The 14,195-nt window shown below is 62.9% G+C and carries 9 protein-coding genes; 3 read left to right on the top strand and 6 right to left on the bottom strand.

The window, feature by feature from the left end; translation table 11 throughout:
* Positions 1 to 129: 129 nt before the first annotated feature.
* Positions 130 to 4,257: a HigA family addiction module antitoxin gene (locus PSO31014_RS18965; protein ID WP_150553029.1), complete on the bottom strand. Its 4,128-nt coding sequence runs from the start codon at positions 4,255 to 4,257 to the stop codon at positions 130 to 132.
* A 374-nt stretch (positions 4,258 to 4,631) separates the two neighbouring features.
* On the opposite strand from PSO31014_RS18965, the gene PSO31014_RS18970 reads away from it, so the two are divergent.
* The gene (locus PSO31014_RS18970) at positions 4,632 to 6,569 is read left to right on the top strand and encodes a hypothetical protein (protein WP_150553030.1); all 1,938 of its coding nucleotides are present in this window, start codon (positions 4,632 to 4,634) and stop codon (positions 6,567 to 6,569) included.
* Positions 6,570 to 6,879: 310 nt separating this feature from the next.
* On the opposite strand, the gene PSO31014_RS18975 is transcribed toward PSO31014_RS18970, so the two are convergent.
* On the bottom strand, positions 6,880 to 8,667 hold the full coding sequence (locus tag PSO31014_RS18975) for a peptidoglycan D,D-transpeptidase FtsI family protein (RefSeq protein WP_150553031.1): 1,788 nt from the start codon (positions 8,665 to 8,667) through the stop codon (positions 6,880 to 6,882).
* Between the two features lie 243 nt (positions 8,668 to 8,910).
* On the bottom strand, positions 8,911 to 9,636 hold the full coding sequence (locus PSO31014_RS18980; protein ID WP_246176822.1) for a DUF3047 domain-containing protein: 726 nt from the start codon (positions 9,634 to 9,636) through the stop codon (positions 8,911 to 8,913).
* A 310-nt stretch (positions 9,637 to 9,946) separates the two neighbouring features.
* Between PSO31014_RS18980 and PSO31014_RS18985 the strand changes: the two genes are divergently transcribed.
* Complete coding sequence (locus PSO31014_RS18985; RefSeq protein ID WP_150553033.1) at positions 9,947 to 11,263, top strand: hypothetical protein; 1,317 nt, start codon at positions 9,947 to 9,949, stop codon at positions 11,261 to 11,263.
* 33 nt (positions 11,264 to 11,296) lie between these two features.
* On the opposite strand, the gene PSO31014_RS18990 is transcribed toward PSO31014_RS18985, so the two are convergent.
* Both PSO31014_RS18990 and PSO31014_RS18995 read right to left on the bottom strand, forming a co-directional pair.
* The gene (locus PSO31014_RS18990; protein ID WP_150553034.1) at positions 11,297 to 11,827 is read right to left on the bottom strand and encodes a chromate transporter; all 531 of its coding nucleotides are present in this window, start codon (positions 11,825 to 11,827) and stop codon (positions 11,297 to 11,299) included.
* On the bottom strand, positions 11,824 to 12,426 hold the full coding sequence (locus PSO31014_RS18995; RefSeq protein ID WP_246176824.1) for a chromate transporter: 603 nt from the start codon (positions 12,424 to 12,426) through the stop codon (positions 11,824 to 11,826). Before PSO31014_RS18995 ends, PSO31014_RS18990 begins: the two co-directional genes overlap by 4 nt.
* A gap of 159 nt (positions 12,427 to 12,585) precedes the next feature.
* On the opposite strand from PSO31014_RS18995, the gene PSO31014_RS19000 reads away from it, so the two are divergent.
* Complete coding sequence (locus tag PSO31014_RS19000; RefSeq protein WP_150553035.1) at positions 12,586 to 13,509, top strand: LysR family transcriptional regulator; 924 nt, start codon at positions 12,586 to 12,588, stop codon at positions 13,507 to 13,509.
* Positions 13,510 to 13,588: 79 nt separating this feature from the next.
* Here the strand turns inward: PSO31014_RS19000 and PSO31014_RS19005 are convergent, their stop codons facing one another.
* On the bottom strand, positions 13,589 to 14,188 hold the full coding sequence (locus tag PSO31014_RS19005; protein ID WP_150553036.1) for a TlpA family protein disulfide reductase: 600 nt from the start codon (positions 14,186 to 14,188) through the stop codon (positions 13,589 to 13,591).
* Positions 14,189 to 14,195 lie beyond the last annotated feature (7 nt).

Raw genomic sequence — 14,195 nt, forward strand, 5'->3', positions numbered from 1 at the left:
AGCCACCCCAGGAGAATTGAGCACTGCACTTCCACTGCACCGAAAATGTGGGGGCGAACTCCACGAGCCTCCGCCGACGCGCACGTCAAGGATGCCCTTGGCGCGAGGAGTGCGATGCCGCCAGAACACTTACCTCAGGCGACGCCTGATGCCTGCTTCGGTGTCTTCACGGCTCGCATCGCGGTCGTAGCTTTCGGCTAGATCCATTAGAAGCTTGGAAGAAACGAACGGATGCGAGACCTGAATCAGTTGTCCCCACTTCCGATACTTTTCTGCCAGCGCGCGTTCCTGCTCGCCACCTTCGCCGCGCCAGTGAGCTCCGCGGGAATTGTAAACTCCGGTGCATGCCCCTTTCATTAGGGGCTCTGATTGGATGTCCTCCATCACGTCCCGCACCGGTTCACACGGCCACACGCCATCATCACCGACCGGCGCGAACGAAAGCAGCTTGCCGATGCAGATGTCGGCAATTTCAGAGCGGCCCAACTGAGCGCAGGACTGTCGAACGGTAGAGATCCACTTTGCTAGACGATCCCCGGCAAGTTCGTCGAGGTCGTTGTGGCCGGGAATGCGTTGGATGGCTTCCAGCAGTTTGTAGCCACGCTCGGCCATGTCCGCGATGCGCTCGGATGGGACCTGAAATTCGGCGGGATCCGTCCCGCCGTCGTTGCGTTTGTAGGCCCAAGATATCGCCTGGACGAAAAATTCGGGATGAGTCTCGATATACCGTTCAAGGTTCGGGATTCCGTACTGGCCCTGACGATCCCAGGGGCGTGCTAGGACATCGAGGTAGGCAAATTCCAAGCCAGCCTTCTCATCGAGAGTTAGTGCCGGACTGCTGTCGAGGTGCTTGAAAGCCTCTTCAACATAGTAATGCTCGAGCCTGTACTCACCGGGCCGATCCTTGCCCCCCTGTGCCGTCGCCGATAGCAGGCGGAAAAGAACTTGGGCATCGAGTTTGGCCGGATGAAACTGAATACACGAGAACGCCGCACGGGGCCGCTCTGCCTTCAATAATCTCTCGACTGCTTCGTTGTTTTCGGCGTCCGCGTCGCGAATCCAGTCTGGTGTGACCTCGCTCCAATACTTGGTCTGGTTTGCCTCGCTGAGGGTATCGACCAGCTTCCAAGTGCTTCTGCAGAACGGTGCGAGCACAAATAGCTGTATGACGTCCTCTGCGGCGAGGTCGGCTGCGACGCTCTTGAGGACAGCTCCGCGTTTGTCGTCATCGATCAGAGCTCGCAGGGCGCCGCTAACGAAATTCTTGTGCGCGTGAAGTTCCTCCTTTCCAGCGAGGATCGGCGCGAGCGCGAGGCGCAGCACTTCCATAAGTTCGTGCTCGGACAACACGGCGCTGGCCACGAGTCCGCCGATCACCCACGTAGCGTTCCCGCGTTCGGCAAGCTGCAATATCCCGGCGAGGCCGCGCTGCGCAACGATCTCGCGCAACGCGGCGATCCTCAGGCGAGTGACGCGTTCCTCGCGCTTGTGGAAGTCGATTTTCTCGATGTCCTCGATCTCGTCGGCGGACTCCTCAACCCATCCGTTGCGGAACAACCAAGCGTGCTTATTGAGGAGGTCGCTCGGTTCGAGTGCCGCATAGGCCGCCATGCCTGCGGTCGCCACGCGAGTTGTTTGTCCACCCTTTCTCGTTCGAAGGGCCGCGCGTCGAGACAGAGTGGAAACGCGGATTTTTTCGCGCATAACCGCTTTATCGGCATCGCTAGCGCTATTTTTTGCCCAGCCTTCAACCAACGTCCAGACGCGATTTTGGTCGGCCTCGGTCAGGCCGTGCAGACGCTCAATCAGATCGCATAACATTCCAAGCGAATGATTCGGCCAGGTCAACGCCATCTCGACCATCTCTCGCATGAATTCGATGGTAGGTCCCCAAGTGGGAAGCGGTTCGCCGAATCCATACCCGTCGGGGCGCCAGCGCGGCTTGTGGCTATAGTCGCCGACTTGATGATGGGTGCCGAACTGTGCGACGCAGATCCTCCATGCCACGGTTGGAAATCTCTCGGCGAGTTTCTTCATCAGGGCCACTCGCTGCTCGCGGTTGGCCGCGGTTTGGGGCATCCAAGCGCGGAAGATAGACAGCAATGAATTGATCGGCTTGTTGACCCAGTTGTCGTCTATTTCTACCTGCGCGAGCCGAGCGAGGATCGAGGCCGCGCGCGGCAACGTTTTGAAGTTCCAGGAAAGACCCTCCAACGCCCAAAGCAACCCGGTTCGGCTCGGACTGCGCCCGAACACGCTAGGGTCTACGGGACGCAGGAGCCCGAGAACAGCGGGTTTCTCGGCTTTGAGGTCTCGTTCCAGGATCGAGAGGAATTCATCGGGAGCGGCTTCCGCATAGGTAGGAAGGTCGCGATCGTTCGCCTCTAGAATCCGCGTGCTCAATGGTGTCGGAAGCAATTCGCGCACGACGTGTATTGCCTCAATTTCGGTATCGATGCCGAGGCGGCTCTTGAACAGTTGCTCGCCGTGGACGGCCAATAAGACCAGCGTTTCCGAAATGCCTTCGCGGAAGGTACTGGAAAACTCACGCGTCTTTCCATGAATCGCAGCCGTCCAGCGCTGACCCTCGTCGAGATCGAGCGCTGGATCGTCTTCACCGAGTACCATGCGTGCTACCGCGAAGTAGCGATTCAGGTCGGCCTGCGTTATTGCGCCAGCGATAGCGTAAAGCAAGTCAATCTTCGAGATCACGCCCCTATAAGTGCCGACCGACCAGATCGGTGCGTCGTTCAATTGAGCAAGGCTTTGGCAATCTTTCTCAAGATCGTCATACGGACGGTCTCCGGCCAAAAGCGAAAGTCCGATCCTATCGGTTTCATTTTGGCTATTCCATGCACCCACAAAAAGGAACGGCGCGAGGCTGGCCGCCGTCTGACGGTCCATCGCCCATTCCGGCGATCGCACCGCCGGGACCGACGAAAGCTGACGGCGTAAGACGGTGAGCGATCGGCCCGACGCACTCGCAAGCCGCGCGATGTCGTCACGATTCTTGCCCATCTCTCCAAGTGCCTTATCGAAGGTCTCGAAGCTGGCCGGTTCCAAAACGATGTCTGGACTAGCAGTCACGGCGTTGCGAGGGTAGATGACAATCGAGTGCATAGAATTCGCATAGGGAGCGAGTTCGCGCTCGACTTCGCGCGAAAACACGACCGGAATGAACGTCTGCGCCCCTGCCATCAGGCGCGGCAATACATTTGGCTTATCGAACACCAAAACGCGGTCGCGATATGACGCCAGATCGTTACCACCACGCTCGCTAAGCAACTGGGCAAGGAAGGCAAGCGCCTCGTCAGTAGAGTCAGCCGCAATCAAAATCGGCCCCTCTGACGGTTTGGAGAGGCGAGCGAGCAAGGCCCGTTTGGTCGACTGGATGGCAGAGTCAAACAGAGCACCACTCAACGGCGGGGTACAGATGCCGGCCCAGTCTGCCCAGCACTTGTCGAGTGAACGCACGTGCTCCGCAGGGATGTGCGTCTCGTTCGCGAACCACGCTTGCGCAGGCAGCGACTGCTCCAACCATTGCTCAAGGTCACTCGCATCGTAAGCGCGAACGTCCTTCCAAAGTCCTTTCGCCTTCTTGGTGGCAACCCAGGAGGCCTTCCCGGCCCACCGGCGCGGCGTAACGAATATGAACGTCGTTTCCGCGCGCTCCTCACTTCCAAGGGGCCTCACGCTCTTTTCGAAGTCGCCTTCTGCCTTCGCCTTAGGGTCCTCGTTGGTTCCAAACTCCCAGCCGGAACGCCCGGCAGGAACCCAAGGCGTTCCTTCGTTTGCCTCTAGGAACCCATCCCATCCCGGACGTTCAGCGTCGTCGTTACCGGGAAAGTCCACTTTCGTGAGCGCACTGCCGGTCGAGTGCACCAGTGTGCGCAAGAACACCGCAAGGCGGCTGCGCGCCAAGATGTTATGCGAGACCCAATCTTCGATATCGTTGGCCTTGATTCTCAAGAAGGGCGGCACATAGGCCTTGATGTCGGCGGGCGCGTCTTTCCGTTTGGCCTGTGCCGCATCGTACTGCGCTTGCATCTCCATGAGGTCCTTGAGCGGATAGTTAAACGCCTTCTCCAGGCGTGCGGCCATCTCGGCGGACAAAGCGGCGTTGCCATTGAGCAAATTCGACAGGGCTGGGCGGCCTACCCCCATAAGTTGCGCGGCTTTGGTGACGGACATCCCCTGTGGAATGATCTCGGCCCTGATGCGCGTTCCAGGATGGGGGATATCGTTAGGCAGAGCCATAAAATCCTCGATTAACGTGAGCTGACCAACTGTGACTGAGCGATTGCCTGAGTGTATTGTATTGTGTAGCGCTACAGGATACAATCCAGTCGTAGTCGTCAAAGAGCTCCGTGGAGGCTCTATCGAGGTGTGAAAAAGTGGTCAACGCCGGGGGCGGGTGTTACCAGACCAAGACGGCCCTTGAGTGCCGAGGCCTAGGAGACTGCAATTGCCGGGGTGGGACGCAGAAGGGGGCTAAACAAAAGGCCCGCCGTTTGGCGAGCCTTCTGAATGGGTTGGGGAACAGAAAATGCAGCGGGACACCGCCCAGACCCACACTCCTGACCCCTTGATAATCTTGCCGTCAAAAACAGCGCGACGGGCTTGGCGTAAGTATGACGTACTATAGGCGCGCGAAGTTCCTCGGTCAACAAAAACGCGTCGTGATGTCCCGAAAACTTGGCCGCGAAAACGCCAGCATTGAAAAAGTGTACGCCAAAAAACCGCGTACGCAAGACGAACGAGCCGCAGGTGCAATGAAAAACGATCCGAAACTGGCGCAGTATCCGCTCACGCGCGAACAGGCGGTCTTCGCGAGCGTCTGGTACAACATGACGTATGCGTATTCTCTCGACTCGCACCGCGTGCGCGTCATGCACGCGGTCAACATCCTTGAGGAGCTGATGCGGCTGACGGCGTACCCACATGCGAACGGTGAGGACCGCTGGATGGTGGGGCGCGAGGCGATCAAGATCCTGGTCTCCGAGGCAGCGCTCAAGCGCCCCGCGCTCAGCGTCCCGACGGCGACGATCTGCACATTGTTAGGCAAATCTTTTGGTGTGAAATACGATAAGGCGTCGCTGGACAAGGGGCGGTCGCTCCTTGAGTCGCATCTGCGCGAGTACCAGGCCACGCTGCATCGCTACTACGTCGGCGAGATCATTCAGGGTATTCACGACGCCGTGTTGTCACCGGACGCCCGGCCCGAGTTTGAGCGCTTCAACGAGATCCGGTCGCTTACGGGGAGCCTCATCAGCTACCTGATCGCGCGGGGCCAGAGCATTGAGGGGCTGTTCCAACTGTACAGCCATGTCCTCGTTCCATTTAGGCGGCAAACGAAACCATATAATTTTGCACAGCGCTTCGACCTACTCAAGAAGCTGATTACGTCGGAGCAGCGTTCCTGGGAGGTGTGGTTTGCCGTGGACGGCATCACTGACCCGAAGTCGTTTCCCGCTAGCATCGGCGGGATCACGTTCGCCCAAGCCACCCCAGCCGAGGTCGCCGCGCTTGATGGCGGCATGAAGGAGCAGGGGTATCGCCTCTTTGTTACCACTGTGGAGGGTGCGCTCGACGCGCGCACCGCGGGCCAGCGAGTCCACGAACGTATCAACCGCGTGCTCGATCTGGTCCGTTTCGAGTACGACCGGGCGAACATTGCCGTGTCTGAGTTGTTCGCGGTTCGAAAGACGAGCGATAACAACTGGCGCATACTGCCGATCCCGAAGGTAGTGCCGAATCCACAGTCATCGGTGAGCCCCGAGCAGCTTGACGCGTTTGCTAGGAATGTCAGTGTGCTGGTCAGCGGTGATCGCTTCTCTCAGGAAGGCCGTGACCGGGTGCTCGCTGCATTCCGGCTGTATCGGATGGGTGCTGATACAACCAGTTTCGAGAACAAGCTCGTTAACTGGTGGACTGGTCTCGAATTCCTCGCCAAAGGTATGGGCGGGTCAAACTCGATCGCCGACGCAGTCGAGGGGAGCGTTACGCCGGTCCTCATGGGCGTGTCCGTGATAAATCACCTAAACGCGTATCGCGAGGTGCTGCTCGAACAGTCGGTTGAACTCGTCGATTCCGCTACCGGCCGACCAATTGTGCTCAAAGAGCTGGATTTCGCCCAACTCTACGATGTCCTCGGTCAAGCGGCCCATCGCCAGACGATTAGCGCTAAGTTGCAGGCGCTACCGCTTACTCAGATGCGTCTTGACCAGTTCCTGAACTATTTGGCCTCGCCTCAAGACATGAACAAGTTCCTCGAACGTTGTGAGGAAGGGCTGCGCTGGCATTTGCAACGGATCTGGCGAGCCCGCTGCGACATCGTCCACAGCGGCGGCCGCATGGTAAACATCGCGCTGCTGTGTGCCAACCTCGAGGCGTATCTGAAGTCGGTGCTCACCGCGCTGCTTGCGGCTTTTGGGCGTATCCCGACCCTCGCGAGTCCGCAGGAGTTTTTCATCCGGGCCGAGCATAGCTACGCGAGTGCGCGCGAGGGCCTGCGTGGCAATGATGTCGGTTTGCTCAAAGCGTTTCTGAGGGAATTGAAGCCTCAGTGATGCAGCCTGTCATTGGCCGATGCCTGATGTTGACAGTTTAGGGATACGCGTTTCTGTTGGCTGCTTGCGGAGCCGCATTCTGTTTCACCACCCACCTCGGTCGCCCGACGGGTGTCGTCGCATCGTGTGCATTGACGTATCGGGTTGGGGGCCGCCCGCGGTGCGACTTAACAGGCATTGGAGTGCCGCGGGCGGCCCCCAACCCGATTCACCGCCGGCGTTGGAAGCGACCGGGCGCATCAAGACCTATCGAACGCAACACGGAACTACAACGCGCAAGGGCACGAGGCGCGAAAAAGCGCACGAAGGCCTATCCGTGCGACGCCGCCTTGTCATCCGGCGGCGTATCCGACGTCGGCGCGGCAAGGATCACCCCGGGCCGCACCGGCAGATCCGGACGAATCCCCAGCAGCGGCAACGCCTGCGACGCGATCTCCGCAAACGCGGGTCCCGCCGCCTGACCGCCAAAGTGCTGCGACGCCTTGGGCTCATCCACCGATACCGCAATCACCAGGCGCGGTGCCGACAACGGCGCAATCCCCACGAACGACGCCCGATACTTCGAGTGATCGTATCCGTGCGCGCCCGCCTTGTAGGCCGTGCCGGTTTTTCCCCCAATGCTGTAGCCGGCCACCTGCGCCGTCGTCGCTGTCCCGCCCGTATCGACCACGCCCGCCAGCATCTGGCGCATCTCCGCCGCCGTGTGCGCGTCGATCACCCGCACGCCCTCCGGCTGCACCGGTGTATCCGGCTTGATGATGGAGATGGGCACGAGTACGCCATCGTTGGCAAAGATCGTGTACGCACGCGCCAACTGGAACAGCGACGCCGAGACCCCGTAACCGTACGCCATCGTCGCCTGCTCGATCCGCCGCCACGATTTGTACGGACGCAAACGCCCCGAGACCGCCCCCGGGAACCCCAGCTTCGGCTGCTGACCCAGTCCGATCTCGGTGAACATGTCCCACATTTCCTCCGCCCGCAACATCGTCGACACCTTGGTCATGCCGATGTTGCTCGACTTCTGAATGACACCCGCCGCCGTCAACACGCCGTTCGCACTGTCGTCGCTGATGGTCGCGCCTTCGAAGACATATCGCCCAGGCCCCGTGTCGATGAGCGTGGTCGGCGTGAGCCGATGCAGGTCCAACGCCAGCGCCATGGTGAACGGCTTGAGAATCGAGCCCGGTTCGAAGACATCCGTGAACACGCGGTTGCGCAACTGCTCGCCCGTCAAATGCGCTCGGTCGTTCGGGTTATAGGTCGGCAAGTTGGCCAGCGCCAGCACCTGGCCGGACTTGGCATCGATGACGACCGCCATCGCCGCTTTCGCCCCCGTGCGTTCCAGCGCATTCTTCAACGCCTCGTAGGCGATGTACTGCACACGCGTATCCAGCGTAAGACGGATGTCCTTGCCGTCTCGCGGCGGGCTGGAGTCGTCGAGGTCCTGAATGGTCCGGCCGATGCGGTCCTTGATGACGCGTCGCACGCCCGCCTTGCCCTCGAGCAAGGGCTCCTCGCCCAGCTCCATGCCTTCCTGGCCCTTGTCTTCGACATTGGTGAAGCCCACCACATGCGCCGCGACTTCGCCTTCGGGGTAGAAGCGCTTGTATTCGCTGCTTTCGTACACGCCGGGGATGCCCAGGACTTCCATCTGTTTGCCGATCTCCGGCGAGACCTGACGCTTCACATAGACGAACTTCTTCTCGCCGATGAGCTTGGCGCGTAGTTCCTTCACGGGAATGTCGAGCAGTTTGCTGGCCTTCTGCAGGGCGCTGTCGGACAGGTCGTCCGGCACCTCGGCCGGTACCGCCCAGATGGTGCGCATCGGCAGGCTGGTCGCGAGTACGCGGCCGTCGCGATCCTCGATCTTGCCACGCACCGCGGGCATGACAATGGTGTGCTCGTATCGCTTTTCGCCCTGCGCGATGTAGAAACTGTTGCCCGGGCCGGCAATCCAGAACGCTCGTGCGACCAGTCCGATGAACGCGAGGGTGATCGTGATGACGACAAACTTGGAGCGCCACATCGACATGCGCGACTGCAATACCGGACTGGAAGCGAACGTAACGTCCTTGGGCTGGCGATTCTTTTGCATGGCGCTCGCGGGGCGGTGAGAGGCGTGAACAGCAATGAGCCCGTCGACAAACTCTGGCTCAGATTCTAGGCGAGATAGCGTAGCACGCAAGTGACTGTTGTAATAGCGCAAAGGCCCCGTCAGGCGGGGCTTTCCGGGATTTTTTCGACGGCATGGTCGCCGCCTCTCGAATCGGTGTCGGCAGATAAAACCGGACGCGGAGTGTCTCGCGACGTCGTCCTGCGCGCGGCGCGTGCCTTGGCGTCACTTTCCCGCGCCGAACCGAACGTCGCCGTACGAGGCGTGCGCGCTGGCGTGCGTGTTGTCGCTGTCGGTAAAGATGCCATAGCCGAGCAGCTTGCCCGGCTTCTCCCGGTAGATGCGTTCGTAGTCCGCCGCCACGTTGCGCGAGAACGTTTGCCACTTGCCGAGCGACGCATTGCCGCCCGCCACCACGAGCATCTGCACCCGATCGGTGTGTGGGTTCTGGATGACGCCGCCCGGCGCGGCATCGTTGGACCAGATATACATCAGCGTGGCATAGGGCAGGTCTTTGCCCCCCGCCTTGGCCAGCGCCATGGCCGCCCGATCGCCGAACGGCAGCGACGAGGTATTGCCGTCGAAGAAGAACACCAGCCGCGCGGGTGAATCCTCCTTGTCGCCCACCCGGTTGTCGGCGCCCGGAATCGCCTGGTCGACTCTCCAGCGCCACGATACGAGGGGCGTCACGCTCAGGTCGACGCCGTCGCCCTGGGCCATGAGCGCCGACGCAGAGTCGACCGAAGTGGCCTCGATGACGTTGCGCCCGCCATCGACGACGACGGCGTAGGTGGTGAGTTTCTTCCCGCTCACGACCGGCAGGTTTCGCCATCCAGACGGCAAGGCACCGCCCGGCGCGGCCTTTGAGAAGAGAAGGGCCTCCGGGGCAGGATCGGCCGCCCGTGCCACCGCCGCGCTCAGGCCGACGGCCACGACCGTCAACCCGCCCACAAACGCACGCGTCCCCGCGCGCCGGGGGCCATCAGATCGACACGTCGGGACCCACGAGCGCGCGAGTCGCCCAAGCGGCCTAAGCAAGGCGGAGCGGGATGCGGCCAACTCGGCGATGATCGACATGGAGCCTCCAACGGATTCGGCGGCAACGCAATGCCGCCATCATCCCAGATTCCATGTGAGGCTGTCCGACAGAAGGGCGAGCGAATCCTGAAGCGTCTCGCGCCGCAACGGTGGACGATGCTCGCCTTTCCGACATCCAGGAGGCGACGACATGCCATTCGTGTCCCATGCAGCATCCCACCCGGTGAATCCGTTCCTGCGCCTGGCCAACGAGGCGGTGAACTGCCTGCATGACGGGGTCCGCGGCGATTTCGCAGGCGCGGCCGCGTGTTTGCGAGACAGCGGACTGCACCACCTGCTGTACGACGCATGGCAAAGCGCGAGCCTGAGGTATCAGCGACCCGGCGCAGCACTCCCCGGGGCCGCTGACGTGACGTTCGCCTGTGCGCTGAGCGCCGTCACGGTGGGCGCCGCGTGCCGATATCTTTGGCCCGAGCTGCGCGCGCTGGAGCGTGCCTGCACGGCGGGCGAGGGCGCGCTGCGCGAGTGGGCGCTCGACACCGATGCGCAACTGCGGCGGCGGACCGTGGAGGAAGTCACCGCCATGCGCCAGTGTCTGGCGGCATTCGACGCAACGCAGACTGCCGCCCATCCCCTGCCACCCACCGCGGTTTCGCAACGCGCCAGCACAACCACGCGCCGCAAGTTCGCGGAACTGCGCATCGCGGAATCGCTGATTCTGCATCTCGCCGACGCGCCGCAAGCGAGCTTGGCGCAAAGCGACCGCGTCGTCGGGCTTTGCCAGCTGCTCGCCCATGGCCTGGGTTTCCGGCTGTCCGGCGCCGTCCGGCACGCGCTCAACCTGAGCGACGACCGCCCCTCGCTGATCCGTGACGACGCTGCCTTCGCACTGCTGCGCGAACGTCTCGAACCCGATTGGCGACACGATGCCGAGGGCTCGCCGACGTTCAGCGTACATCCGGTAGACGTCCAACTCTTCGATCCGTTGGAGACGACCGACGATCTCTCGGACGACACGCGAGACGCCCGCGCGATGCTGACCCATCCGGAGGCCTTGCGACGCGTTCGATCCCGCGTAGTCGCGCTGTTCGCCGCCAGCGTATGCGATGACTGTGGCGGCGACGGCGACTGGCGAAATCTCGCCGTCCGCGCGCTGAATACCGCCGCCGAACGCGGGATGACCTGCGAGCGCGTTCTCAACGCCATCGGCGTCGCGACACGCGCGAGTATCAGCGCGCGCTTCGCTTGGCGATGGACCGACGAACCGGTGCCGCGGGCGGGAGATGTCCGGGTACCGGCGATTCCGATGGACGTTGCGCCATGGATTGCTCGAGTGATGCTCGTGGCCGGAAGGCCTGGAAGGGCCGGGCGGCGCACCCCGTGTCCGCCGCGGCTTGCAGCGTTGGCACGCGGCGATACGCCCGCGTCGCTGGTGATCGGGTCCACCGACTGGATGCATCTGGTCGACGGGATCGGCGCGTTGGGCCGTGATCACTGGCACGCGTCTTATGCGCAAGTGCGCGAGGCGGGCAGGGGGTGACGTAGGCGGCGGGCGCGGCCGCTGCCGCTGCCGCTACAGGTACGCCCCACCGAGCAAACCCGCGATGCTGCCCGCGGCGAGCCACCACAGCGGATGCACGCGCGTGCGGATCGCGAGCACCGCCACGGCCGCCGTGATCCCGCCGAGCCACCACGATGTCGCCGACGCTTCGACGATCAAGGCCGCACTCGCGGCAACGAGTCCCGCCGTCATCGGCACCAGACCGGCCTGCACAAGGCGACGCCATGGCCGGTCCTTGAAGCGCTCCCACAGGTGCAACACGCCGACGGTGATGAGCGATGACGGCCCGAACTTCGCGAGCGATGTGACGAGCATGCCCTGCCAGCCGGCCACGTGCCAGCCGACGAGCGTCACGATCATGAGGTTTGGGCCGGGCGCCGCCTGTCCCAGCGCAAACAGTGCGCTGAATTGTTCCGACGTCATCCAGTGATGCAGATCGACGACCTGACGCTCCATCTCCGGCAGGATGGTGTTGCCACCGCCGAAGGCCAGCACGGACAACTGCGAGAAGATGAGCGCGAGCGAGACGAGGGTGCCGGTCATTGCGACACCCGCCACGTGGCGTAAAGGGAGATCGGTGTCATCACCAGCATGGTGAGCACGAGCGGCAGGCGCAGCACCGCGATGGCGATGAAACACGCCGCCGCCACCGCGGCAAGCACCACGGACTTGCGCAGCGGCCACGAGACTTTCCACGCGATCTGGATCAACAGCCCGGCAGCGGCCGCTGCGAGTCCGGCGAAGAGATGCCGCACGTGCGGGTCGTACTGAAAATGCTGATAGATCGTGCCCAGCGCGATCACTACCGCCGACGGCACGGCGATCAGGCCGAGGATCGATGCGAGCGCGCCGCGCCACCCATGAAAGCGCATGCCGAGCGCGACGGACAGATTGATGATGTTGCCGCCCGGCAGAAACTGGCACAGCCCCAGCAAGTCGGTGAATTCGGCGGGCGTGATCCATCGATGCTTCTCGACGATCATGCGACGCGCCAACGGCAGCGCCCCGCCAAACGCGGTCATGCCAAGGCCGAGGAAGCCCAGGAACAAGGCGCGAATGCTAGGGGCGTCGGCAACCGGCGGGGCCGGCGTCGTGGCGGGCGCGCCGGAGGCGGCAGGTGCGGAGGGGGCCGGAAGGCTCATGGCGGGTTCGATTTGAAAACGGGACTGCGGTGGGGGCCGCCAGACAGAGGGGCCATCGAAGGACGGACAGCACCGATGCCGCGCGGAACCCCTTGAGCGTAGGCGGATAGCGCTATATTGTCCAATATATGGAAGTGACTTGAATCATATCGGATCAATATGGCAAATATCGACGTGCGGTTATTGCGCTACTTCATTGCGGTGGCCGAAACCGGGCACATGACGCGCGCGGCCGAGCGCCTGGGCATCGGACAACCGCCGCTCTCGCAACAGATCCGGGTGCTGGAAAGCCAGTTGGGCGTGACGCTCTTCGAGCGCCTGCCGCGCGGCATGGCGCTCACCGACGCCGGCCAGGCATTTCTTGGCGACGCGTACGAGGTCGTGCGCAAACTCGATCAGGCGGTTGACGACGTGCGCCGTGTCGCGGCCGGCATCAAGGGACGACTGTCGGTAGGCCTGACCAGTTCCGCGGCGCTGCACCCGTTCGTGCCGACGGTGATTCGTACCTTCCGAAGCGATGCGCCGGCCGTCTCGCTGATGCTCGACGAGAGCAGTACGAGCGAGTTGCTCGACGGCCTGCGAGACGGGCATCTGGACGTTGCATTCGTGCGCCAGCCGCAGGGCGATACCGCGCAGATTGTCTTCGTCCCGGTGCTCGAAGAGCCGATGGTGCTCGCGGTTCCGTCGGCGCATCCGCTTGCCCTGACGGGGCGCGCGGGCAAGGCGGCCGTGCCGATGACGGCCATTGCCACGCAGAAGCTGATTTTGTATCGACGCCGCACAGGGCAGGGGCTGTACGACGCCATCATCGCGGCATGCCACGGTGCGGGCTTCAGTCCGAACATCGAACAGGAGGCACCGCGTCTGCTGACGACGCTCTCGCTCGTCGCGGCAGGGTTGGGCGTGTCGGTCGTGCCCGCATCGCTCATGCGCATGCAGGTGGAAGGTATCGTCTACCGGCCGCTTACGCCGGCGCCACGTGCACCGTTGTTTTGCGCCCATCGCGAAGGCGTGCTCGCCGGGCCGGCGGCGCGACTGCTCGATCATGTGCGCGAGGCCGCGCAGTCGATCGCGGCCGGATGAGGGGGGCGGGAGGCGGGAAGACGGAAGTGGAAACTGGGGAGTGCCTTGATGCCGTACGGGGCACAGCAACGACGCACGCTCAGGCTGTCGTGCCGCCTTTTTGCGTAAGCAACGCTTCGATATGTCCGTGCAATCCGACGTCGCTCCATTCCAGTTCGCCCATGCGCCAGAAGCGCGCGTTGCCCGCACGATCGACGAGATAGGTGGCCGGCAGACCGAGCGATCCGAAACGCTTGTAGACGGCACCGTCGGCGTCGAGCAGCACGGTGCCGTCGATGGGGAGTTTGTCGACGAACGGCTTGACGGTCGCCAGCGGTTCCTTGTAATTCACGGCGACCAGCGCGAGGCCGCGCTGACGGTATCGACGTGCCACCTCGCCCATCGCCGGAATCTCCTCGCGGCAGGGGCCGCACCACGTAGCCCAGAAGTTGAGGATGACCACGCGCCCGCGCCATTCGGACAACGCGTGCGGCCGGCCGTCGAGCCCGTCGAGCGTAAAGGCGGGCGTGGCCCCGCGCCACGCCGAGAGCGTGCCGCCGGACGTGCCCGCGAGCGCACTGTCATCGACTTCCGCCGCCCCATTGACCGGCCCGGCGGCCCGCGCCGGTGCGCCGACGCCCCCCAGCGCACCGGCCGTGCCGAGGGCGCCGAGGGTGTGAAGAAAATGACGGCGATGCATGGCGGTG

The sequence above is a fragment of the Pandoraea soli genome (assembly GCF_902459595.1).
GTDB classification, from domain to species: domain Bacteria; phylum Pseudomonadota; class Gammaproteobacteria; order Burkholderiales; family Burkholderiaceae; genus Pandoraea; species Pandoraea cepalis.

Excerpts from the sequence above, each read along its gene's own strand:
- PSO31014_RS19000 (WP_150553035.1), top strand. The coding sequence starts at position 12,586 with ATGGCAAATATCGACGTGCGGTTATTGCGCTACTTCATTGCGGTGGCC.
- PSO31014_RS19005 (WP_150553036.1), bottom strand. The coding sequence starts at position 14,188 with ATGCATCGCCGTCATTTTCTTCACACCCTCGGCGCCCTCGGCACGGCC.
- PSO31014_RS18970 (WP_150553030.1), top strand. The coding sequence starts at position 4,632 with ATGACGTACTATAGGCGCGCGAAGTTCCTCGGTCAACAAAAACGCGTC.
- PSO31014_RS18975 (WP_150553031.1), bottom strand. The coding sequence starts at position 8,667 with ATGCAAAAGAATCGCCAGCCCAAGGACGTTACGTTCGCTTCCAGTCCG.
- PSO31014_RS18965 (WP_150553029.1), bottom strand. The coding sequence starts at position 4,257 with ATGGCTCTGCCTAACGATATCCCCCATCCTGGAACGCGCATCAGGGCC.
- PSO31014_RS18995 (WP_246176824.1), bottom strand. The coding sequence starts at position 12,426 with ATGAGCCTTCCGGCCCCCTCCGCACCTGCCGCCTCCGGCGCGCCCGCC.
- PSO31014_RS18990 (WP_150553034.1), bottom strand. The coding sequence starts at position 11,827 with ATGACCGGCACCCTCGTCTCGCTCGCGCTCATCTTCTCGCAGTTGTCC.